This is a genomic window from Nocardiopsis mwathae (genome assembly GCF_014201195.1).
In the GTDB taxonomy this organism is placed as follows: domain Bacteria; phylum Actinomycetota; class Actinomycetes; order Streptosporangiales; family Streptosporangiaceae; genus Nocardiopsis_C; species Nocardiopsis_C mwathae.
The window spans coordinates 1,474,088-1,495,349 of the sequence record NZ_JACHDS010000001.1; the positions used below are offsets into that span (position 1 = coordinate 1,474,088).

Genomic DNA, 21,262 nt, shown 5'->3' on the forward strand with positions numbered 1-21,262 from the left:
GCACGGGGGCTCCCACGCCCCTCCGCCACCGCAGCCGGGGTGGGGTGCGGCGGAGCCGGGCCCGGTGCCGCAGGTCGCGCCGGCCCGTCCCCCGGCCACGTGGCTGCGCCGTACGGGCGCGCGGCTCGTCGACCTCGTCCTGGTGATGGTCCCGTCCGCCGTGGCGGCCGGGATCGTGGGCCTGGTCTGGCTGGGCGCCCTGGCGCTCGGCGGCGGGGCGAAGGCCGAGAACTTCTTCATCATCTTCTGCGTCTGCTACTTCCTCATCCTGGTCGGGTACGACGCGGTCAACGTGGCGCGCAGGCGCCGCACGGCCGGTAAGAAGCTGCTCGACCTGGAGGTGGCGCCCCGCGAGGGGGGCGGCCACCCGGGCCCGATCCCGATCGCCTCGATCGTCGCCCGCGCCGCGGTGTTCCATGTCTGGGTGCTGTTCTGGTGGATCCCGGGCTGGAACGTGGTCGCGGGCATCCTGTTCCTGGTCTTCTGCGTGCTGTGGCCGCTGTGGTCCCGGCCCTATGGGCAGGGGGTCCACGACCACGTCGCCCGCACCATCGTGGTGCACAGCGGCTGACCAGGGCATCGGGGCGTGTCCCCGGTGACCGTTCCGCACCGAACTAGTACTACGCTATGTAGTGCTTTTCCGGGTTCGATCGAAGGGAGCCGCGTGATGGGTGCGGGGGCGACGTGTGCGTGCGGGATGAGCCGGAGGCGGCTGCTCGGCGCCGCGGGGGTCGCGGGAGCGGCCATGGTGGGAGCGAGCGCGTGCGCCAGCGCGGAGGGTCGGCCCAAGCCGCAGGACGTGCTCCGGGGCAGGGTCGTCGCGCAGACGACGGAGATCCCCGAGGGCGGCGGCAAGGTCATCGTCCAGGGCAAGCTCGTCATCACCCAGCCGGAGAAGGGCGACTACCGCGCCTACAGCGCCGTGTGCACCCACTCGGGCTGCACGATCCAGGAAGTCACCGAGACCGAGAACATCCACTGCCTGTGCCACGGCAGCGAGTTCGACATCGCCACGGGCGAGGTGCTCAAGGGCCCGGCCACCGAGCCGCTGGAGAAGTTCTCCGTCACCATCGACGGCACCGACATCGTGCTCGACAAGTCCGACGACTCCTGACCTTCCCCTTCCCGCCGGCGCTCTCGGGGGGAGGGCCGCGACTCCGGCCGGAGCCCGACCGCTCTCCCGAGATCGATGCGAGGATGCGGGGGCGACGGCCCGCTCAGGTGCCGTCGCCGTCTCCGTCGCCATCCCCGTCGCCGTCGCCGTCGGTCCGCGAGGTCTCGGACCCCTCCGCCGCCTCCGAGCGCAGCGAGCCGTCGGGGGCGCCGCCGGTGCCCTCGGCTCTGCCCCGGCGGCGCCGGAAGGCCGACTCGGGGAAGACCAGCCCGTAGGGGTCGTCCTCGGTGCGGGTCACGAACTCGGTCCGGCGGCGCGGAAGCGAGTCCGGGAAGTTGGTCGTGATGAACCCGATGAGGTGCTCGCGCAGGTCGCAGCAGAGATCCCAGCGGGCGTCGGCATCGGCGGTGGTGGCCACGGCGCGCAGCTCGACAAGGCCGCCTTCCAGGATGTCGGTGGCCTGGAGCGACCAGCGCCGCCCGTCCCACAGCGGGTGGGAGGTGATGAAGTCGCCGACCTCCTCGCGCAGCCGCTCGATGGGGATGCTCCAGTCGACCCGGAGCAGCACCCAGCCGGTGATGGAGGTGTTCTCCTTGGTCCAGTTCTCGAACACGTTGCCGGTGAAGTGGGAGACCGGCACGACCAGGCGCCGTTCGTCCCACAGCCGCAGCGTCACGTTGGTCAGGCTGAGCTCCTCGACCCGGCCCCAGTTGCCCTCGAACACCACGATGTCGTTGAGCCGCAGTGCGTCGCTGAACGCCAGTTGCAGCCCGGCGAAGAGGTTGCCCAGTGTCGACTGGGCCGCGATGCCGGCGACGATGCCGATCAGGCCGGCGGAGGTCAGCAGCCCGGCACCGAGTGGTTTCACCGCGTCGAAGGTGAACAGGACCGCCGCTGTGGCGATGACGGCGATGATGGTGGCGGCGATCCGGCGCAGCAGCCGCACCTGGGTCTGCAGGCGGCGGGAACGCCGGTCGGCGTCGCCGTTGCTGACCGAGAGCCGCTTGAGCACGGTGTCGGTGATCGCGTAGGCCACCGTGAGGGCGAGCCAGGTCAGGGCGATGATCATCGCGATGGTCAGGGCGTGCTGGATCACCGGGTAGAGCGTGCGGTCGGCCATCTCGGCCTGGTCGGGCCGTGAGATGTTCACGCCGACCACGGCAGCCGCCGCGTACGCGGAGTAGCGGCAGCGTCGCACCAGGGGCTCGGCCAGCTGCCAGACTTTCGACAGCTGGTGGGTGAGCAGCCAGTGCACGACCGTGACGAGCAGCACGGAGATCGCGACGGAGACGCCGATCACGGTCCACTGTGCGGCATCCACGGGAACGGTCCCCCTTTGAGAAACGGAATAATCGGGCGAGTACCTCGCCTAACCTAGGCCATCGGGATACCGAATCGTGACGTTCGCCGGGTGAGGTCGCGCATGCTCGCTGGTCACCCTCTGTATCTTCCACCTTAGGTCCGCGGGTGGCCGCGACCCCGTGCGGCGCCGACCGGGCGGCCGGCACGGCGCCAGGTGGCCGAATGTCGGCCCCGCCGACGACAATGGGGGTATGGCTGCCCGTTCCCATCTGCGCCCCAGCCCCGGTTCGATCCCGACCTCCCCCGGGGTGTACCGGTTCTCCGACGAGCACGGCCGGGTCATCTACGTGGGCAAGGCCAAGAACCTGCGGGCCCGGCTCTCCTCCTACTTCCAGGACTTCGCCGCGCTGCACCCCCGCACCCAGACCATGGTCTCCACCGCCGCCCACCTCGACTGGACCGTCGTGGGAACCGAGGTGGAGGCGCTCCAGCTGGAGTACTCCTGGATCAAGGAGTACGACCCCAGGTTCAACGTCAAGTACCGCGACGACAAGAGCTACCCCTACCTCGCGGTCACGCTGAACGAGCAGTATCCGCGTGTCCAGGTGATGCGCGGCGCCAAGCGCACGGGTGTGCGCTACTTCGGCCCCTACGGGCACGCCTGGGCCATCCGGGAGACCGTCGACCTGTTGCTCCGCGTCTTCCCGGTGCGGACCTGCTCGGCCGGGGTGTTCCGCGGAGCCCGCAACAGCGGCCGCCCCTGCCTGCTCGGCTACATCGGCAAGTGTGCGGCGCCGTGTGTCGACCGGGTCTCCGCCGAGGAGCACCGGGGGCTGGCCGAGGACTTCTGCGCGTTCATGGCCGGGGACACCGGCCGATTCATCAGGCGGCTGGAGCAGAGCATGCGCGAGGCCGCCGCAGAGCAGGAGTACGAGCGCGCCGCGCGGCTCCGCGACGACATCGAGGCGCTGCGCACCGCCCTGGAGAAGCAGGCCGTGGTGCTCGGCGACGCCACCGACTGCGACGTCATCGCCTTCGCCGAGGACCCGCTGGAGGCCGCCGTCCAGGTCTTCTACGTGCGGGGCGGGCGCATCCGAGGCCAGCGCGGCTGGGTGGTCGACAAGGTCGAGGACGTCGGTACCGGGGAGCTCGTCGAGCGGTTCCTGGCGCAGACCTACGGCGGGGCCGATGGCGGCGCCGCGGACCCTGCCGGCGCCGGGGCCGCCGCACCCGGGGGCCCGGAGTCCGCGATCCCCCGTGAGGTGCTGGTGTCGGCGGAACCGGCCGACCGGGACGCGGTCGTCGCCTGGCTCGGCGAACGCCGCGGCGCCGCGGTGAACCTGCGGGTGCCGCGGCGCGGCGACAAGAGGACGCTGCTGGAGACCGTTGCCAAGAACGCCGAGCAGGCGCTGGCGCGGCACAAGACCCAGCGCGCCGGCGACCTGACCACGCGCAGCCGCGCGCTGAACGAGGTCCAGGAGGCGCTCGGGCTGGACGAGGCGCCGCTGCGCATCGAGTGCTACGACGTCTCCAACCTGATGGGCGAGCATGTCGTGGCGTCGATGGTGGTCTTCGAGGACGGCCTGGCGCGCAAGTCGGAGTACCGGCGCTTCAGCGTCCGCGGGACCGGCCGGAACGGGGCGGAGCAGAACGACGTCGCCTCCATGCACGAGGTCATCAAGCGCCGCTTCACCCGCTACCTTGAGGAGAGCAGCCGCCACGGCGAGGTCGCCCGGATGGGCGACGGCGCCGAGAACGGGACCGGAGGGGGTACGGACGGGACGGCCCGGCCCGGGAAGTTCGCCTACCCGCCTAATCTGGTCGTCGTGGACGGCGGCCTGCCGCAGGTGCGGGCCGCTCGGGCGGCGATGGACGAGCTCGGCGTCACCGACATCGCGGTGTGCGGGCTCGCCAAGAGGCTGGAAGAGGTGTGGCTTCCCGACGACGAGGACCCGGTGATCCTGCCGCGCGCCGGAGAGGGGCTGTACCTGCTGCAGCGGGTGCGCGACGAGGCGCACCGCTTCGCCATCACCTACCACCGGCAGAAGCGGGCCAAGGCGCTCACCGGCAGCGCCCTGGACGATCTGCCGGGCCTGGGGCCGGCCCGGCGCTCGGCGCTGATCAAGCACTTCGGATCGGTGAAGCGGCTGGCGGCGGCCGACACCGAGCAGATCGCCGAAGTGCCCGGCATCGGCCCGCACCTCGCCCGGACCATCCACGACCGGCTGACCGGTGCGGACGGCGGGTCGGACGGCGGCGTGAACGGCAGCGGAGGCGACGGGGCGCGTGCGGGCGGCCGCAACGCGCCGGACGGGAAGGGCGGCTAGCGCGCGTTCCGCGGATGTCTTCCGGATACCGCGAGAGAGGAAGAGACCCGCCGAGAAACGCCCGATCACCGGTGGTCGGCGACGGAGACCACCGCGCAGGGCGCGGCGGAACGATGGACGACGAACGGGATGTGGATGAGGACGGCGAGACCTACAGCGAATTGGGGGAGAGGGGACGCATGACGAACAATCTCAGCGGGGAGCTCCCGCCGGAGATCGTCATTGTCACGGGCATGTCCGGTGCCGGCCGGAGCACGGCCGCACGGGCGTTGGAGGACCTCGACTGGTTCGTGGTCGACAACCTGCCGCCGGGCCTGCTCCCGACCATGATCGATCTCGCGGGGCGGACCCAGGGCGCGGTCCCCCGCGTCGCCGCGGTCGTCGACGTGCGCAGCATGGCGTTCACCGAGGACCTGCTGTCCATGGTGGAGGAGCTGCGGTCGCGGGGCATCATCGCGCGCGTGGTGTTCCTGGAGGCCGGCGACGACGAGCTGGTCCGCCGGTTCGAGAGCGTGCGCCGTCCGCACCCGCTGCAGGGCGACGGGCGGCTGACCGACGGCATCTCCCGGGAGCGCGAGACGCTGCGCGCGATCCGCGGCGAGGCCGACCTGGTCATCGACACCTCGCAGCTCAACGTGCACCAGCTCAAGGCGAAGGTCATCGGCTTCTTCGGCGGGGCCGAGGAGGCACGACCCCGGGCCAACGTGGTGTCGTTCGGGTTCAAGCACGGCCTGCCGGTCGACGCCGACCTGGTGCTGGACTGCCGGTTCCTGCCCAACCCGCACTGGATCCCCGAGCTGCGCCCGATGAACGGGCGCGACACGCCGGTCCGCGAATACGTCCTGGCCCAAGAGGGCGCCAAGGAGATGCTGGACGCCTACACCGAGGTGCTGCGGCTGATCCTGGCGGGCTACCAGCGTGAGGGCAAGCACTACATGACGTTCGCCGTGGGGTGTACGGGCGGCAAGCACCGCAGTGTCGCGATGTCGGAGCGGTTCGGCGAGCGCCTGCGCGAGCAAGGCATCGAGGTGCACGTGGTCCACCGGGACCTCGGCAGGGAGTGACCTCCGCCCCCGGATGGCCAAGCGGCGCCGGGATCCCTAGCATTGGCTCGTTCACTCTCGGTGGCGCGGGACCTTGCGGCGTGTCCGGCGCGGGCACTGCGGCCCGGTCCCGGGCGCAGGCGAGGAAAGGTACGAGGTAGACGGCACTGATGTCAGGCAACACGCAGGAGCGCGACGACCACGGGTGCGCCGATCCGGACCGGCCGGCGGCCGACCCCGGGGAGGACGACCTCCCGCCGCGGGTCGTGGCCCTGGGCGGCGGGCACGGGCTGCACGCCTCGCTGTCGGCGCTGCGCCGGGTCACCACCGACCTCACCGGGGTGGTGACGGTCGCCGATGACGGCGGGTCGAGCGGTCGGCTCCGCCGCGAGCTCGGCGTGCTGCCCCCGGGGGACCTGCGCATGGCGCTGGCCGCGCTGTGCGGCGACGACGAGTGGGGCCACACCTGGAGCGAGGTGGTCCAGCACCGCTTCCAGTCCGAGGGCGAGCTGCACGGGCACGCGGTCGGCAACCTGCTCATCGTCGCCCTGTGGGAGCTGCTCGGCGACTCGGTCGCCGGCCTGGACTGGGTGGGCCAGCTGCTGGGAGCACACGGGCGCGTGCTGCCGATGTCCTCGGTGCCGCTGGACATCGTCGCTGAGGTGCAGGGGGTCGACCCCGCGCGCCCCCACGATGTCACCACCGTGCGCGGCCAGGTGGCGTGCGCCAGCACCCGCGGCCGGGTGCGCTCGATCTCGCTGATCCCCGAGGGGCCGCCGGCCTCGCCGCAGGCGGTCAAGGCGGTCCGGGAGGCCGACTGGGTCGTGTTCGGTCCCGGTTCCTGGTTCACCAGTGTGCTGCCGCACCTCCTGGTGCCCGACCTCGCCCAGGCGCTGGTCACCACGGCGGCGCGGCGCATCGTGACGCTCAACCTGTCGCCCCAGCGGGGGGAGACCGACGGTTTCGCGCCCGAGACCTACCTGGAGGTGCTGGCCGCGCACGCGCCCAACCTGAAGGTCGACGTGGTGCTGGCCGACCGGGGGGCGGTCGAGGACACCCATCGGCTGGCCGAGGCGGCCAAGGCACTCGGCGGCCGGCTGGTGCTGGCCGACGTGGGGGCGCCCGACGGGTCGCCGCGCCACGACCACGATCGGCTTGCGGCGGCTTTCGACGACATCATCCGGAACTGACCGAAACCGCTCCGTCGGTACTCTGCGGCGCGGGGTGGGGAGGGCGGGGGCGCTTTCCTACCAAGATCGTCGGAACGGGGAAGAACGCGACTCGCCGGTTCGACCAGCGACATCGGACACGCGGCCAAGTGAGTGGCGAACCGGCCGCAGGCCAGTAGTCTGCGTACGAGGCCGCATTGCGCCCGCGACCGATATGTGCGCGAATCTTCGTCGCCGTGGCGAGCGCGGCCGCCTCGCGGCGGCGGAGGACCCCGCCGACGCGGGGGCAAGCGCGACGAGCTCCAGGGGGAGGACCGCATCCATGGCGATGACCGGCGTGGTGAAGGACGAGTTGAGCCGGCTGACCGTTCTCAAGCCATGCTGTCGGAAGTCCGAGGTCTCCACGATCCTCCGCTTCACCGGCGGCCTGCACCTGGTGGGCGGCCGGATCGTGATCGAGGCCGAGCTCGACACCGGGGCGGCCGCGCGGCGGCTGCGCAAGGACATCTCCGAGGTGTTCGGGCACGAGTCCGAGGTCGTCGTCCTGGCTCCCAGCGGACTGCGCAAGGGCAACCGCTATGTCGTCCGGGTGATCAAGGACGGCGAGAGCTTCGCGCGGCAGACCGGGCTGATCGACAACAACGGGCGGCCGGTGCGCGGCCTGCCGCGGCACGTGGTCGCCGGCGGGGCGTGCGACTCGGAGTCGGCGTGGCGCGGGGCGTTCATCGCCCACGGGTCGCTGACCGAGCCCGGGCGCTCGATGTCGCTGGAGGTCACCTGCCCGGGGCCGGAGGCGGCGCTGGCCCTGGTGGGGGCGGCGCGGCGGCTGAAGGTGCACGCCAAGGCGCGGGAGGTGCGCGGCGTGGACCGGGTGGTGGTGCGCGACGGTGACTCCATCGGGGCCCTGCTCACCCTGCTGGGGGCGCACCAGAGCGTGCTGGCCTGGGAGGAGCGGCGGATGCGCCGCGAGGTGCGGGCCACCGCCAACCGGCTGGCCAACTTCGACGATGCCAACCTGCGCCGCAGCGCGCGTGCGGCGGTGGCCGCCGGTGCGCGGGTGGAGCGGGCGCTGGAGATCCTCGGCGAAGAGGCCCCCGAGCACCTGGTCGCGGCCGGCCAGCTGCGGCTGGCGCACAAGCAGGCGTCCCTGGAGGAGCTGGGCCAGCTGTCCACGCCGCCGCTGACCAAGGACGCGATCGCCGGGCGGATCCGGCGGCTGCTGGCCATGGCCGACAAGCGCGCCTCCGACCTCGGTATCCCGGGCACCGACGCCAACCTCACCCCCGACATGCTGGTGCCCTAGTGTCCTGATTGGTTAGTTCGTTTATGGTTGTGGGATGAGTCTTCCCGGACCGAAACCGCCACCGCTGGACCTGTCCGAGGACGAGCGCACCGAGCTCCAGCGGTGGGTCAGACGCCGCAAGACCGCCCAGGACCTGGCCCTGCGGGCGCGGATCGTGCTCGCCTGCGCCCAGGGCATGTCCAACGCCCAAGTGCGGCGCGAGCTGGGGGTGTCGGCGCCCACGGTGACCAAGTGGCGGCAGCGCTTCGCCGAGCACCGCTTGGAGGGCCTGACCGACGAACCACGGCCGGGCCGGCCGCGCACCGTCACCGACGCCCAGGTCGAGGCGGTCGTGGCCGCGACCCTGGAGACCAGGCCCGCCCACGGCACCCACTGGTCCACACGCTCCATGGCCAAGCACACCGGCCTCACCCAGAACGCGGTCTGGCGGATCTGGAACGCCTTCGGCCTGCAACCCCACCGCACCGAGTCGTTCAAGCTCTCCACCGACCCGTTCTTCATCGACAAGGTCCGCGACGTGGTCGGCCTGTACCTGGACCCTCCCGAACGGGCGGTCGCGCTGTGCGTGGACGAGAAATCCCAGATCCAGGCCCTCAACCGCACCCAGCCGATCCTGCCGATGATGCCCGGCACACCCGAGCGCGCGACCCATGACTATGTGCGCGCGGGAGTGACCAGCCTGTTCGCAGCCCTGGACACCGCCACCGGCCGGGTGATCACCTCCATCCACCGCCGGCACCGCGCCACGGAGTTCAAGAAGTTCCTGGCCAAGATCGACCGCGAGGTCCCTGCCGAGCTGCAGGTACACCTGGTCCTGGACAACTACGCAACGCACAAGACACCCGAGATCCGCAGGTGGCTGCTGCGCCACCCCCGGTTCCACCTCCACTTCATCCCGACCGGCTCGTCCTGGCTGAACCTGGTCGAACGCTGGTTCGCCGAGATCACCGAGCGGCTGATCCGCCGCGGCACCCACCGCAGCGTCCAAGCCCTGGAAAAGGACATCCGCGCCTGGGCCGCGTCCTGGAACGAGGACCCCCGCCCATATGTGTGGACCAAGACCGCCGAGGAGATCCTCGACAGCCTTGCCTTCTACTGCCAACAAATCAACAAACGAACTAACCAATCAGGACACTAGGGCGTGTTTGACGGATCATTCCCGGCTCGCGGCCACCGGAACAACGCTCGCTGCGCCGCTCCACTCGTGAAGCCGACCTGGATTGACTTCGTGAAGCGGCTTGCGAGCGCCGCCCCGGACGGCCGCTCGCTCACCGGAAAGCATCCGCCAAACACGCCCTAGGTGTACTGACCACAGAAGTTGGTGACACAACGGGGCAAGCTGGACATAAAGGAAGGGCCTTCGGTGTCGGTGTGGGCGTCCGACGTCCACACCGGCTCACCGGAAGGCCCTTCACCCTTCAAGCCCCACGCTGCCCACACCGACGCCGACCTCGCGCCCCGGACCCGCCCCGGCCCGCCGAACGCGTCAAGTCGGCCGGGATCGACCCCGTGGAGCGGCACGAGAGCCCCCGGAGGGCCGCCCACCGCGGAGCATCCGCCGAACACGCCCTGGGCGGACGTCCCCCGCGCGGGGGACCGCGGGCCGTCCGGAACCGGGCCGATCGGCCGTCGACCGTTGCCCGGTCCGTGTTGCACTCTGTGAACAGCGCGAAGGTCCGGATAACTTCGGCAAATGGTATAGACCTCTGCCGGGTGTCGGTGCGACGATGGCCCGGGTGCTCGCGGAGCCGGTCGGCTAGGGCAGGGCGGACACCTTCACCTGCCGCTACTCCGCTAAGCTCGGTCTCGACCCCAGCGCGCATCTTCGCCGGGCCGTAGAACACTCGTCTCGTCGGTGCGGCGATCGTCAAAGCATGCAACAAGTGAGGAGACTGGTTCCGTGACCATCCGTGTAGGCGTCAACGGATTCGGCCGGATCGGCCGCAACTTCTGGCGGGCGGTCCAGGCCGCCGGCAGCGAGGTGGAGATCGTCGCGGTCAACGACCTCACCGACAACGCCACGCTCGCTCACCTTCTCAAGTACGACACCGTCCTGGGCACCCTCGACGGCGACGTCGCGGTCGACGGCGACACCATCCGCGTCGGCAACGCCTCGGTCAAGGCCATCGAGGAGCGCGACCCGGCCCGGCTGCCGTGGGGCGACCTCGGCGTGGACGTCGTCATCGAGTCCACCGGCCGCTTCACCAAGGCGGAGGACGCCAAGAAGCACATCGCCGCCGGGGCCAAGAAGGTCATCATCTCCGCTCCGGCCAAGGGCGAAGACCTGACCGTGGTCATGGGCGTCAACGACGACAAGTACGACGCGGCCCGGCACCACGTGCTGTCCAACGCCTCGTGCACCACCAACTGCGTGGCGCCGATGGCCAAGACGCTGCTGGACAACTTCGGCATCGTCAAGGGTCTGATGACCACGACCCACGCGTACACCAACGACCAGGTCATCCTGGACTTCCCGCACTCCGACCTGCGCCGGGCGCGCGCCGCCGCGCAGAACATCATCCCGACCACCACGGGCGCCGCCAAGGCCACCGCCCTGGTGCTGCCGGAGCTGCAGGGCAAGCTCGACGGCATCGCCATGCGCGTCCCGGTGCCGGACGGCTCGGTCACCGACCTGGTGGTCGAGCTGGAGCGCGAGGTCACCAAGGACGAGGTCAACGCCGCCTTCAAGGCCGCCGCCGAGGGCCCGCTCAAGCAGGTGCTGACCTACACCGAGGACCCGATCGTCTCCTCCGACATCGTCGGCACCGCGCCCTCCTGCACCTTCGACGCCAGCCTGACCATGGCCTTCGGCAGCACCGTCAAGGTCATCGGCTGGTACGACAACGAGTGGGGCTACTCCAACCGCCTCGTGGACCTGGCCAAGCTGGTCGGCTCCAGCCTGTAACCCCAGCCGGCAACCGTCGCGGTCCGGCCGTGCGAGCACCGGGGTGGCGCCCCTTCGAGAACGGGAGGGGCGCCACCGCGTTCCCATGCAGGGGGCGGTTCCCCACGGGCGCGGTGCCGCGGCCCTCACCGCGGAAGCAAGGAGAGTACTCACATGCGGACGATCGACGACCTCGACGTCTCCGGCAAGCGCGTGTTCGTCCGGGCCGACCTTAACGTCCCCATCGACGGTGACCGCATCACCGACGACGGCCGGATCCGCGCCGCCCTGCCCACCATCGCCAAGCTGCGTGAGCGGGGTGCCCGCGTCATCGTCGCCGCCCACCTCGGCCGTCCCAAGGGCGCGCCCGACCCCCAGTACACGCTGCGCCCCGTGGCCGTCCGGCTCGGCGAGCTCCTGGGCACCGAGGTCGCCTTCGCGGCGGACACCGCCGGTGACTCCGCCGCCGCGGTGACCGCCGCCCTGGTCGACGGCGAGGTCGCGCTGCTGGAGAACCTGCGCTTCGAGGCGGGGGAGACCAGCAAGGACGATGCCGAGCGCGGCGCCTTCGCCGACCGCCTGGCCGCCCTCGCCGACCTGTACGTCGGCGACGGCTTCGGCGCCGTGCACCGCAGGCACGCCAGCGTCTACGACCTGCCCCGGCGGCTCCCGCACGCCGTCGGCGGGCTGGTGCTCGCCGAGGTCGAGGTGCTGCGCAGGCTGACCACCGACCCCGAGCGGCCCTACGCCGTGGTCCTGGGCGGTGCGAAGGTCTCCGACAAGCTCGACGTCATCGACAACCTGATCGACACCGCCGACCGCCTCATCATCGGCGGCGGCATGGTGTTCACCTTCCTCAAGGCCCAGGGGTACGAGGTCGGCGGCAGCCTGCTGGAGGCCGACCAGGTCGAGACGGTCCGGGGCTACCTGCGGCGCGCCCGGGACAAGGGCGTGGAGATCGTGCTTCCCGTGGACGTCGTCGCCGCGGAGTCGTTCTCCGCCGACGCCCCGCACGGGCCGGTCGACGCCGACGCCATCCCCGCCGACCGCATGGGTCTGGACATCGGGCCCAAGAGTGTCGAGCTCTTCGCCGCCAAGCTGGCCGACACCCGCACCATCTTCTGGAACGGCCCCATGGGCGTCTTCGAGATGGAACCCTATTCGCACGGCACCCGCGGCCTGGCCGAGGCGCTCGTCGGTTCCGGCGCGTTCACCGTCGTCGGCGGCGGGGACTCCGCCGCCGCCGTCCGCGCGCTCGGCTTCGACGAGAAGGCCTTCGGGCACATCTCGACCGGCGGCGGCGCGAGCCTGGAGTACCTGGAGGGCAAGACCCTGCCGGGTATCCAGGCTCTCGACGACTGACCCCTTGTGAACGACGCCCACCACAGCAGCCGAGGACACGAAGACACCATGGCCAACGCCAAGCGCAAACCGCTGATCGCGGGCAACTGGAAGCTGAACAACAACCACCTTGAGTCGATCGCGCTCGTGCAGAAGCTGGCGTTCGCCCTGACCGACGCCGACTTCGACGCCGCCGATGTCGTGGTCCTGCCCCCGTTCACCAACCTGCGGACCGTGCAGACCCTGGTCGACGGCGACAAGCTCCGGATCGGCTACGGCGCCCAGGACATCTCCGAGCACGACAAGGGTGCCTACACCGGTGAGGTGTCCGGCGCGATGCTGGCCAAGCTCGGTTGTGCCTACGCACTGGCCGGGCACTCCGAGCGGCGCCAGTACCACCACGAGGACGACGCGATCGTCAACGCGAAGGTCAAGGCGGCGTTCGCCAACGACATCACACCGATCCTCTGCCTGGGCGAGGGCCTGGAGGTCCGCAAGGCGGGCGAGCACGTCGCCCACACGCTGGCCCAGCTCGACGGCGCGCTCAAGGACGTCACGGCCGAGCAGGCGGCCCGGCTGGTCATCGCCTACGAGCCGGTCTGGGCCATCGGAACGGGCGAGGTCGCCACGCCGGAGGACGCCCAGGAGGTCTGCGCGGCCCTGCGCACCCGCGTCGGCGAGCTCTACACCCCGGAGATCTCCCGCGAGACGCGCGTCCTCTACGGCGGTTCGGTCAAGGCGGACAACATCGCCGGGATCATGGCCAAGAGCGACGTCGACGGCGCGCTCGTCGGCGGTGCCAGCCTCAAGGCCGAGGAGTTCGCGAAACTGGCCCGCCTCGGCAAGGAGAAGTGATATACCGCTACTGAGCGGTTCTGAACGGTTGCAGCCACGCGACCCCGGCCGCGTGGCTGCGGCTGCTTTCGCGGATCCGCCGGTGCGGGTGACCGGACCGCTCGGGAGCTGAACGCCGTTCGCGCCCCTGGTGCCGGAACGGAACGGCCCTCCGTGCACGTTAGACTGCGCGGAAGGTATTTTCCTGCAGTGTCCGTGTGTCGTTGTGGCACGCGGTAAAATCGAGCAACGTCCCCGGTCCCTCCTCCGTCAAGGCCTATGGCCCCGCTTCGGCTGGGTCCTCCTGCGGTCGTTGGATCAAGGTCGTCAATTCCCCCTCGTCGGGGTCGAGTTACGGGTGAGAGCGTGATCCTCGGTCTGTCCATTGTCGTGATGCTCTGCAGCGTGCTGCTGATCCTGCTGGTGCTCCTCCACAAGGGCAAGGGCGGTGGCCTCTCCGACCTGTTCGGCGGCGGTGTGACGTCTTCGCTGGGCGGATCGTCGGTGGTGGAGCGCAACCTCGACCGGCTGACGATCGCCACTGGTCTCGTGTGGATCGTGTGCGTGGTCGCGCTCGGTCTGCTCATCAACCGGGGCGTGTAGGTCCGTCAGCGCCTCGCACCCGCGCGGTGCGGGGGTGCGTCGTACGCGCCCCGCCGCGGTGCGGGGCGCGTGTTCGTCTTTCCCCCTTCGTGGGGTATGTCCGCCGAAGGAGTTTTTCGTGGGTAGTGGCAGCGCCATCCGTGGCAGCCGCGTCGGCGCCGGTCCCATGGGCGAGGCCGAGCGCGGCGAGTCCGCGCCGCGTATCCGGGTCCCGTTCTACTGCGCCAACAATCATGAGGTCGTGCCGAGCTTCGCGCACGAGGCCCAGGTTCCCGAGGAGTGGGACTGCCCCCGGTGCGGCTTCCCCGCGGGCAAGGACCCGCACAACCCCCCGGCTCCGCCGCGTACCGAGCCGTACAAGACGCACCTGGCCTACGTGAAGGAGCGGCGTAGCGACGAGGAGGGCCAGGCCATCCTCGACGAGGCGCTGGCCAAGCTTCGCGCCGATCGTGCCGAGGTCGAGGCCTACATGCGGGCCAACGCCAACTAGCGCCGACGAGCGTCGACCGGCACGTCGCCGGCAACCGGGGTCGTTGTCGACTTCGCGGCGCCGCCTCCTCTTTCGGGGGAGGCGGCGCCGTCGTCGTGTCCGTGCGCGTCCGACCGGTCACGGGTGCCGTCGGCGCAGATGCAGGCGGGTGACGTAGGGGAGCTCGACCCGTTCGGCGGCGCCGTGGGCCTCCAGCAGGGCGCGCAGCTCGGCCGTGATCCGCTCCCGGCCCATCCGCCGCACGATGGGGCGCACCATGGTGGTGGACAGCGCCATGCCGATGAAGGCCTCCGCGTCGAGCTCGCGCACCCAGGGCGTCGTGGTGTCGACGGCGTCGCCGAGCCCGTCGACCCGGTCGAGTTCGGCGGTGAAGTCGATGTCCCGGTAGCGGCGCGAGTACCCGTCGCCGTGGCGCTCGATGAACGACTCGTAGTCGTCGACGAGTGCGCTGCGCTCCCAGTCCCTGTCGTTGGCCATCAGCGCCAGTGCTCCGCCGGGGTGCAGCGTCCGTACCGCTTCGGCGTAGAACACCGGGCGGTCGAACCAGTGCGCGGCCTGTGCCGCCATGACCAGGGCGGCGGTCCCGGTGGCGGCGGGCAGCTCCTCCGCGGTGCCCGCGCGGAACCGGATGTCCATCGCCTCGCGGGGGCCGCCGGGGCCGTGCTCGGACTCGGCGGCCGCGCGCATCCCCTCACCAGGCTCCACACCGACGATCTCGGGCTCGGAGCCGAAGGCGGCGCGCAGGGCGCGGGCCGAGATCCCCGTGCCCGCGCCCACGTCGATGAGCAGGGCCGGGCCGCGGCCGTGCGGGGCGATGCCCTCGTGCACGTAGGCGGTGACGTGCTCCAGCGCGGCCCGGGGGTACCCGGGCCGGTAGCGCCGGTAGAACTCGGCCAGGTCGTCGAACGCCCGGGTGCCGTCGATGACACTCACCCGCTTTCATCCGCCGCCGCGGTGGCACCATGCCGCTCGTGGGCCGCCGAGGCGATCCGTCGGGACTCCTCCATGTCCGGTTGTACCCCGTGGCGAACTCCCGCGGGGCGCCGTGTGCCGCGCCGGCGCCTCCCGGTCACGCTCTCAGGCCGACTCGGGCGGCCTGCCGCCCAGACGACGGGTGAGTTCGCCGGCGGCGTCGCGGGCGCGGCCGGCCAGCGCGGCCGGGGTGACCGGGCGCGCGCTGGGGACGGTGAGGCTGATCGCGGCGACGGGGACGCCGTTGTGGTCGAACGAGGCCGCCGCCACCGACGAGAATCCCTCGGTCACCTGGCCCTCTTCGGTCGCGTACCCTTGGCGGCGCTCGCTGCCGAGCAGTTCGCGCAGCTCCGAGGGGGAGGCCGGGCCGGAGCCGGTTCGGTCGACGAAGCTGTCGGCCCCGGGGTAGAGCGCCCGCACCTGGGCGCGGGGCAGATGCGCGAGGAGGGCGCGGCCGGAGGCGGTGAGGTGGGCGGGCAGGCGCACACCCACGCCGGTGATCAGCGTCGGCGCGTGCGGGGGCGTCTCCTTGAGCAGGTAGAGCGTGTCGGCGCCGTGCAGCACGCCGAGGTGCGCGGTGGCGCCGGTCTCCTCGCTGAGCCGCGCCAGCAGCGGACGGGCCAGGCGTTCCAGCGGGTCGTGGCGCAGGTAGGCCGATCCGATCTCGAAGGCGGCCAGGCCCAGCCCCCAGCGGTGCTCCTCGGGCAGGTGGGTGACGAACCCTTCTTCGGCCATGGCTTCCAGCAGCTGGTACACGCTTGACCGCGGGAGCCGCAGCTCCGCCGCGATGGACGTCGCCGACACCGGGCCGGGACGCGTCGCGAGAAACCTGAGCAACCGGAGTGCCCGGGTGGCCGCCGGAACGTGGGTCATGGCGCCGATTGTGCCATGGAGGCGCCGTGCCGTCGGACGATCGGCGCTGCGAGCCGGAGATCGTCGACGCGGGCACTGTCTGAAACATCAGACAGAACTGCTGTGTCGGCCCTCGCGAGAACGGTGCGAAGGGTGTGCGATGGGTACATGTCCACCACCCATGAGATTCCGGTCGGCCGAGAGCCGCTGAGCCCCCAGGACGTCGTCGCCGTCGCCCGAGGCGGCGCGCGGGTCCGTATCACCGACGACGCGCGCAAGGCCCTGACCGAGGGGCGCGAGCGGGTGCGGGCGCTGGCCGAGGGCGAGGTCCCCGCCTACGGCGTGAGCACCGGGTTCGGCGCGCTCGCCACCCGGCACATCGCACCCGACCTGCGCGCCAAGCTGCAGCGCTCGCTGATCCGCTCGCACGCCGCCGGCACCGGGGGCGAGGTCGAGCGCGAGGTGGTCCGCGCGCTGATGCTGCTGCGGCTGCGGACCCTGACCTCCGGCAACACCGGCGTCCAGGTCGAGACCGCCGAGACCCTGGCCGGGATGCTCAACTCCGGCATCGCCCCCGTCGTGCGCGAGTACGGCAGCCTCGGCTGCTCCGGCGACCTCGCCCCGCTGTCCCACATCGCGCTCGCGCTCATGGGGGAGGGCGAGGTGCGCACCGCCGACGGCACTCTCACCCCCGCCTCCACCGCACTGCACGCCGCCGGGCTGAGCCCGGTCGAGCTCGGCGCCAAGGAGGGGCTCGCCCTCATCAACGGCACCGACGGCATGCTCGGCATGCTCCTGCTGGCCTGCCACGACCTCGACCGGCTGGTGCGCGTCTCCGACATCGGCGCCGCCATGAGCGTCGAGGCGCTGCTCGGTACCGACCGCGTCTTCGCCGCCGACCTGCAGGAGCTGCGCCCGCACCCCGGCCAGGCCGCCTCGGCGCGCAACATGCGCAACCTGCTGGCCGACTCGCCCATCGTCGCCTCGCACCGCGGTCCCGACTGCACCCGCGTCCAGGACGCCTACTCGCTGCGCTGCGCCCCGCAGGTCACCGGCGCCGTCCGCGACACCCTCGACCACGCCCGCAACGTGGCGCTGCGCGAACTCGCCGCGGTCATCGACAACCCCGTCGTCCTGGACGACGGCCGGGTCGAGTCCAACGGCAACTTCCACGGCGCCCCCGTCGGCTACGCGCTGGACTTCCTGGCCATCGCCGTCGCCGACCTCGCCTCCATCGCCGAGCGCCGCACCGACCGCATGCTCGACGTCGCCCGGTCCCACGGCCTGCCGGCCTTCCTCGCCGACGACCCCGGCGTGGACTCCGGGCACATGATCGCCCAGTACACCCAGGCCGCGATCGTCTCGGAGCTCAAGCGCCTGGCCGCACCCGCCAGTGTCGACTCCATCCCCAGCTCGGCCATGCAGGAGGACCACGTCTCCATGGGCTGGTCGGCCGCGCGCAAGCTCCGCCGTGCCGTGGACGGCCTGACCCGGGTCCTGGCCGTGGAACTGCTCACCGCGGCCCGCGCGCTGGACCTGCGCGCCCCCCTGCTGCCCGCGCCGGCCACCGGCGCCGTCCTTCGCACCCTGCGCGAACAGGTCCCGGGCCCCGGCCCCGACCGCTACCTGGCGCCCGAGATCGACGCGGTCGCCGACCTCATCACCGACGGCTCCGTGATCGGCGCCGCCGAATCCGTCACCCCGCTCGCCTGACCCACCCCACACGACCCAGAAGGGGAAAGGGAAACCACGACCATGACGACCCACCACGCGACCTCCGGCCCGCGCCCCGTGCGCGCCCCGCGCGGCACCGCGATCTCGGCGAAGGGCTGGCCGCAGGAGGCCGCCCTGCGCATGCTCCACAACAACCTCGACCCCGAGGTCGCCGAGCACCCCGACGACCTCGTCGTCTACGGCGGCACCGGCCGCGCCGCCCGCGACTGGCGCAGCTTCGACCGCATCTCCGCCTCCCTGCGCGACCTGGAGGCCGACGAGACGCTGCTGGTCCAGTCCGGCCGACCCGTCGGCATCATGCGGACCCACGAGTGGGCACCGCGCGTCCTCATCGCCAACAGCAACCTCGTCGGTGACTGGGCCGACTGGGAGGAGTTCCGCCGCCTGGAGGCGCTCGGCCTGACCATGTACGGCCAGATGACCGCCGGATCCTGGATCTACATCGGCACCCAGGGCATCCTGCAGGGCACCTACGAGACCTTCGGGGCGGTCGCCGCCAAGCTCGCGGGAACCGGCGTCGGGACGCTGGCCGGGACCATCACACTGACCGCGGGCCTCGGCGGCATGGGCGGCGCCCAGCCGCTCGCCGTCACCATGAACGACGGCGTCGCCATCGTGGTGGAGTGCGACACCAGCCGCATCGACCGCCGCATCGAGCACCGCTACCTCGACGTGCGCACCGACAGCATCGACGAGGCGCTGCGCCTGGCCGTGGAGGCGCGCGACGCCCGCCGACCGCTCTCCATCGGCCTGCTGGGCAACGCCGCGGAAGTCCTGCCGGAGATGCTGCGCCGCGGCGCGCCCATCGACATCGTCACCGACCAGACCTCCGCCCACGACCCGCTGGCCTACCTGCCCGCCGGGGTGCCGTTCGCGGAGTGGCACGACTACGCCGCCGCCAAGCCCCAGGAGTTCACCGAGCGCGCCCGCGCCTCCATGGCCCGGCACGTCGAGGCGATGGTCGGCTTCATGGACGCCGGTGCCGAAGTCTTCGACTACGGCAACTCCATCCGGGGCGAGGCCAAACTGGCCGGGTACACCCGCGCCTTCGACTTCCCCGGCTTCGTCCCCGCCTACATCCGCCCGCTGTTCTGCGAGGGCAAGGGCCCGTTCCGATGGGCGGCGCTGTCCGGCGACCCCGCCGACATCGCCCGCACCGACCGGGCCGTCTGCGACCTGTTCCCCGAGAACGAGCACCTCACCCGGTGGATCCGCATGGCCGGGCAGCGCGTCGCCTACCAGGGGCTGCCCGCCCGCATCTGCTGGCTGGGCCAGGGCGAGCGCGCGGCCGCGGGGCAGCGCTTCAACGAGCTCGTCGCCTCCGGTGAGATCAGCGCCCCCCTGGCGATCGGCCGCGACCACCTCGACACCGGTTCGGTCGCCTCCCCCTACCGCGAAACCGAGGGGATGAAGGACGGCTCCGACGCGATCGCCGACTGGCCGCTGCTCAACGCTCTGGTCAACACCGCCTCCGGCGCGTCGTGGGTGTCCATCCACCACGGCGGCGGGGTCGGCATGGGACGCTCGATCCACGCCGGCCAGGTCAGTGTCGCCGACGGCACCGAACTGGCGGCGATGAAGCTGGAGCGGGTGCTCACCAACGATCCGGCCATGGGGGTCATCCGGCACGTCGACGCCGGCTACCCCGAGGCCGAAGCGGTCGCCCGGCAGCACGGGGTGCGCGTTCCGATGAGCGAGGGCTGAGCCGACCGAGGCGCCGCCCCCGAGCGGTGCCGGGGCCGATCTTCCCCGGCCCCGGCACCGCCGAGCGGCATGACCACCACCAGTGCCAGCCGGGCACCGGCGACGACGAGGACGAGGACAGGGCGGGTATGAGCGAGGGCTTCGATCGACTCTGGGCGGAACTGCAGCCCCTGGGCCGCAACCGGACCACCGGCGGCTACCGGCGCTTCTCCTGGGGGGAGGCCGACGCCGATGTGCGCGCGTGGTTCACCGACGCGGCGGCCGCCCGCGGGCTGACCGTCGAGACCGACCGGAACGGCAACCTGTGGGCGTGGTGGGGCGACCCCGGCCCCGACGCCGTGGTCACCGGCTCCCACCTGGACTCCGTCCCGGATGGCGGCGCCTTCGACGGGCCGCTCGGCGTGGTCAGCGCGCTGGCCGCGGTCGACGAGCTCAAACGGCGCGGGGTGCGTCCGGACCGCCCGTTCGCCGTGACCGTCTTCGTGGAGGAGGAGGGCGCCCGCTTCGGCGTGCCGTGCCTGGGCAGCCGGCTGCTCACCGGCGCCATCACCGCCGAGCGGGCGCTGGGCCTGACCGACGCCGACGGCGTCACCTGGGAACGCGCCATGGAGCAGGCCGGACACGACCCCGCCCGTATCGGCGCCGACCCCGACCTGCTGGGCCGCATCGGCGTCTTCATCGAGCTCCACGTCGAACAGGGCACCGCGCTCATCCACACCGACTCCGCCGTCGGGGTCGCCGGCTCCGTGTGGCCGCACGGCCGGTGGCGGATGGACTTCACCGGCCAGGGCGACCACGCCGGCACCACCCGCCTGGCCGACCGCAAGGACCCGATGCTGCCCTTCGCCCAGACCGTGCTGGCCGCGCGCGCCGCGGCCAAGGCGCACGACGCGGTCGCCACCATCGGCAAGGTGCACGTGGCGCCCAACGGCACCAACGCGATCCCCAGCCGGGTGCGGACGTGGCTCGACGCCCGAGCCCCCGACGAGGCGACCCTGCGCGCGGTGGTCGACCACGTCGACGCCGCCGCCCGCAGCGCCGCGGCCGCGCACGATGTCTTCCACGCCCGCTACGAGGAGTCCTACACCCCCGTCGTCGACCTGGACGCCGCTCTGCGCGACCGCGTCGCCTCCGTGATCGGCACCGCCGACCGCCCGGTCCCCGTGCTGCCGACGGGAGCCGGGCACGACGCCGGCGTCCTCGCCTCCTCGGTTCCGACCGCGATGGTGTTCGTCCGCAACCCCACCGGCATCTCGCACGCACCCCAGGAGTTCGCCCGCCCCGACGACTGCCACCAGGGTGTCACCGCCCTCGCCGACGTCCTCGCCGACCTCTTGGCGGAAGGGCGACGGGGGGCGGAGACGCCCGGCGCCGCGGGGCGGGGCTGAGCGCCCCGCCACAACGGCCCCCGGCCGCACCGGGCCGCGGGCGCGACCGGGACCGGCGATGCCGCAAGGCGGCCCGCGCGGCCATCGCGGTCCGACCCAGACGACGAGCAGGCGACGAGAACAGGGAGATCACGCGTGAGCAGCAGACCCTGCGGCAGGACACCGCACGGCGCTCCCGGAACCCGTGCGCGCGGGCGCACTC

General features: G+C 72.0%; 18 protein-coding genes. 15 read left to right on the plus strand and 3 right to left on the minus strand.

Going from position 1 to position 21,262, the window contains the following annotated elements; all coding sequences use genetic code 11:
• The first annotated feature begins 64 nt into the window (after positions 1–64).
• Complete coding sequence (locus HNR23_RS05935) at positions 65–571, plus strand: RDD family protein (RefSeq protein ID WP_184074274.1); 507 nt, start codon at positions 65–67, stop codon at positions 569–571.
• Between the two features lie 126 nt (positions 572–697).
• Positions 698–1,114: a Rieske (2Fe-2S) protein gene (locus tag HNR23_RS05940; RefSeq protein WP_184074276.1), complete on the plus strand. Its 417-nt coding sequence runs from the start codon at positions 698–700 to the stop codon at positions 1,112–1,114.
• A gap of 103 nt (positions 1,115–1,217) precedes the next feature.
• On the opposite strand, the gene HNR23_RS05945 is transcribed toward HNR23_RS05940, so the two are convergent.
• On the minus strand, positions 1,218–2,435 hold the full coding sequence (locus HNR23_RS05945) for a mechanosensitive ion channel domain-containing protein (RefSeq protein WP_184074278.1): 1,218 nt from the start codon (positions 2,433–2,435) through the stop codon (positions 1,218–1,220).
• A gap of 232 nt (positions 2,436–2,667) precedes the next feature.
• Between HNR23_RS05945 and uvrC the strand changes: the two genes are divergently transcribed.
• The 10 genes from uvrC to HNR23_RS05995 all read left to right on the plus strand — a co-directional run bounded on the left by uvrC (position 2,668) and on the right by HNR23_RS05995 (position 14,410).
• Positions 2,668–4,743, plus strand: coding sequence for an excinuclease ABC subunit UvrC (gene uvrC, locus HNR23_RS05950; RefSeq protein ID WP_184074280.1), 2,076 nt, complete (start codon positions 2,668–2,670; stop codon positions 4,741–4,743).
• 179 nt (positions 4,744–4,922) lie between these two features.
• Positions 4,923–5,807: an RNase adapter RapZ gene (gene rapZ / locus HNR23_RS05955; protein WP_184074282.1), complete on the plus strand. Its 885-nt coding sequence runs from the start codon at positions 4,923–4,925 to the stop codon at positions 5,805–5,807.
• A gap of 149 nt (positions 5,808–5,956) precedes the next feature.
• Positions 5,957–6,976, plus strand: coding sequence for a gluconeogenesis factor YvcK family protein (locus HNR23_RS05960; RefSeq protein ID WP_246421613.1), 1,020 nt, complete (start codon positions 5,957–5,959; stop codon positions 6,974–6,976).
• Between the two features lie 301 nt (positions 6,977–7,277).
• Positions 7,278–8,258, plus strand: a complete 981-nt coding sequence (gene whiA / locus HNR23_RS05965; RefSeq protein WP_184074284.1) for a DNA-binding protein WhiA — start codon at positions 7,278–7,280, stop codon at positions 8,256–8,258.
• 34 nt (positions 8,259–8,292) lie between these two features.
• Entirely contained in the window at positions 8,293–9,396 is a 1,104-nt protein-coding gene (locus HNR23_RS05970) for an IS630 family transposase (RefSeq protein ID WP_184074287.1), read from the plus strand.
• Positions 9,397–10,158: 762 nt separating this feature from the next.
• Positions 10,159–11,163: a type I glyceraldehyde-3-phosphate dehydrogenase gene (gene gap, locus HNR23_RS05975; RefSeq protein WP_184074295.1), complete on the plus strand. Its 1,005-nt coding sequence runs from the start codon at positions 10,159–10,161 to the stop codon at positions 11,161–11,163.
• A gap of 153 nt (positions 11,164–11,316) precedes the next feature.
• Positions 11,317–12,504, plus strand: a complete 1,188-nt coding sequence (locus HNR23_RS05980) for a phosphoglycerate kinase (protein ID WP_184074297.1) — start codon at positions 11,317–11,319, stop codon at positions 12,502–12,504.
• A gap of 48 nt (positions 12,505–12,552) precedes the next feature.
• Positions 12,553–13,338 carry a triose-phosphate isomerase gene (gene tpiA / locus HNR23_RS05985; protein ID WP_184074299.1) on the plus strand — a complete coding sequence of 262 codons (786 nt, stop codon included), beginning with the start codon at positions 12,553–12,555 and terminating at the stop codon, positions 13,336–13,338.
• A gap of 345 nt (positions 13,339–13,683) precedes the next feature.
• Positions 13,684–13,920 (plus strand): preprotein translocase subunit SecG, encoded by a 237-nt coding sequence (gene secG / locus HNR23_RS05990; RefSeq protein WP_184074301.1) that lies wholly within the window; start codon positions 13,684–13,686, stop codon positions 13,918–13,920.
• A 118-nt stretch (positions 13,921–14,038) separates the two neighbouring features.
• Positions 14,039–14,410 carry an RNA polymerase-binding protein RbpA gene (locus HNR23_RS05995; RefSeq protein ID WP_017618074.1) on the plus strand — a complete coding sequence of 124 codons (372 nt, stop codon included), beginning with the start codon at positions 14,039–14,041 and terminating at the stop codon, positions 14,408–14,410.
• A 117-nt stretch (positions 14,411–14,527) separates the two neighbouring features.
• Here the strand turns inward: HNR23_RS05995 and HNR23_RS06000 are convergent, their stop codons facing one another.
• Both HNR23_RS06000 and HNR23_RS06005 read right to left on the minus strand, forming a co-directional pair.
• The gene (locus HNR23_RS06000; protein WP_184074303.1) at positions 14,528–15,343 is read right to left on the minus strand and encodes a methyltransferase domain-containing protein; all 816 of its coding nucleotides are present in this window, start codon (positions 15,341–15,343) and stop codon (positions 14,528–14,530) included.
• A 144-nt stretch (positions 15,344–15,487) separates the two neighbouring features.
• Complete coding sequence (locus HNR23_RS06005) at positions 15,488–16,255, minus strand: IclR family transcriptional regulator (protein ID WP_184074305.1); 768 nt, start codon at positions 16,253–16,255, stop codon at positions 15,488–15,490.
• 147 nt (positions 16,256–16,402) lie between these two features.
• Here HNR23_RS06005 and hutH point away from each other — a divergent pair, with 147 nt between their 5' ends.
• From hutH to HNR23_RS06020, 3 genes are all read left to right on the plus strand, one after another.
• Positions 16,403–17,947: a histidine ammonia-lyase gene (hutH, locus tag HNR23_RS06010; protein WP_184074307.1), complete on the plus strand. Its 1,545-nt coding sequence runs from the start codon at positions 16,403–16,405 to the stop codon at positions 17,945–17,947.
• 42 nt (positions 17,948–17,989) lie between these two features.
• Positions 17,990–19,672: a urocanate hydratase gene (gene hutU, locus HNR23_RS06015; RefSeq protein ID WP_184074309.1), complete on the plus strand. Its 1,683-nt coding sequence runs from the start codon at positions 17,990–17,992 to the stop codon at positions 19,670–19,672.
• Positions 19,673–19,800: 128 nt separating this feature from the next.
• Positions 19,801–21,060 carry an allantoate amidohydrolase gene (locus HNR23_RS06020; protein ID WP_184079962.1) on the plus strand — a complete coding sequence of 420 codons (1,260 nt, stop codon included), beginning with the start codon at positions 19,801–19,803 and terminating at the stop codon, positions 21,058–21,060.
• The last annotated feature ends 202 nt before the right edge of the window (positions 21,061–21,262 follow it).

Bases quoted from the DNA above. Each gene is read 5' to 3' on its own strand.
- whiA (WP_184074284.1), top strand. From the start codon at position 7,278: ATGGCGATGACCGGCGTGGTGAAGGACGAGTTGAGCCGGCTGACCGTT.
- hutU (WP_184074309.1), top strand. From the start codon at position 17,990: ATGACGACCCACCACGCGACCTCCGGCCCGCGCCCCGTGCGCGCCCCG.
- HNR23_RS05980 (WP_184074297.1), top strand. From the start codon at position 11,317: ATGCGGACGATCGACGACCTCGACGTCTCCGGCAAGCGCGTGTTCGTC.
- HNR23_RS06005 (WP_184074305.1), bottom strand. From the start codon at position 16,255: ATGACCCACGTTCCGGCGGCCACCCGGGCACTCCGGTTGCTCAGGTTT.
- HNR23_RS05970 (WP_184074287.1), top strand. From the start codon at position 8,293: ATGAGTCTTCCCGGACCGAAACCGCCACCGCTGGACCTGTCCGAGGAC.
- HNR23_RS06020 (WP_184079962.1), top strand. From the start codon at position 19,801: ATGAGCGAGGGCTTCGATCGACTCTGGGCGGAACTGCAGCCCCTGGGC.
- HNR23_RS05960 (WP_246421613.1), top strand. From the start codon at position 5,957: ATGTCAGGCAACACGCAGGAGCGCGACGACCACGGGTGCGCCGATCCG.
- rapZ (WP_184074282.1), top strand. From the start codon at position 4,923: ATGACGAACAATCTCAGCGGGGAGCTCCCGCCGGAGATCGTCATTGTC.
- tpiA (WP_184074299.1), top strand. From the start codon at position 12,553: ATGGCCAACGCCAAGCGCAAACCGCTGATCGCGGGCAACTGGAAGCTG.
- hutH (WP_184074307.1), top strand. From the start codon at position 16,403: ATGTCCACCACCCATGAGATTCCGGTCGGCCGAGAGCCGCTGAGCCCC.
- uvrC (WP_184074280.1), top strand. From the start codon at position 2,668: ATGGCTGCCCGTTCCCATCTGCGCCCCAGCCCCGGTTCGATCCCGACC.
- HNR23_RS05940 (WP_184074276.1), top strand. From the start codon at position 698: ATGAGCCGGAGGCGGCTGCTCGGCGCCGCGGGGGTCGCGGGAGCGGCC.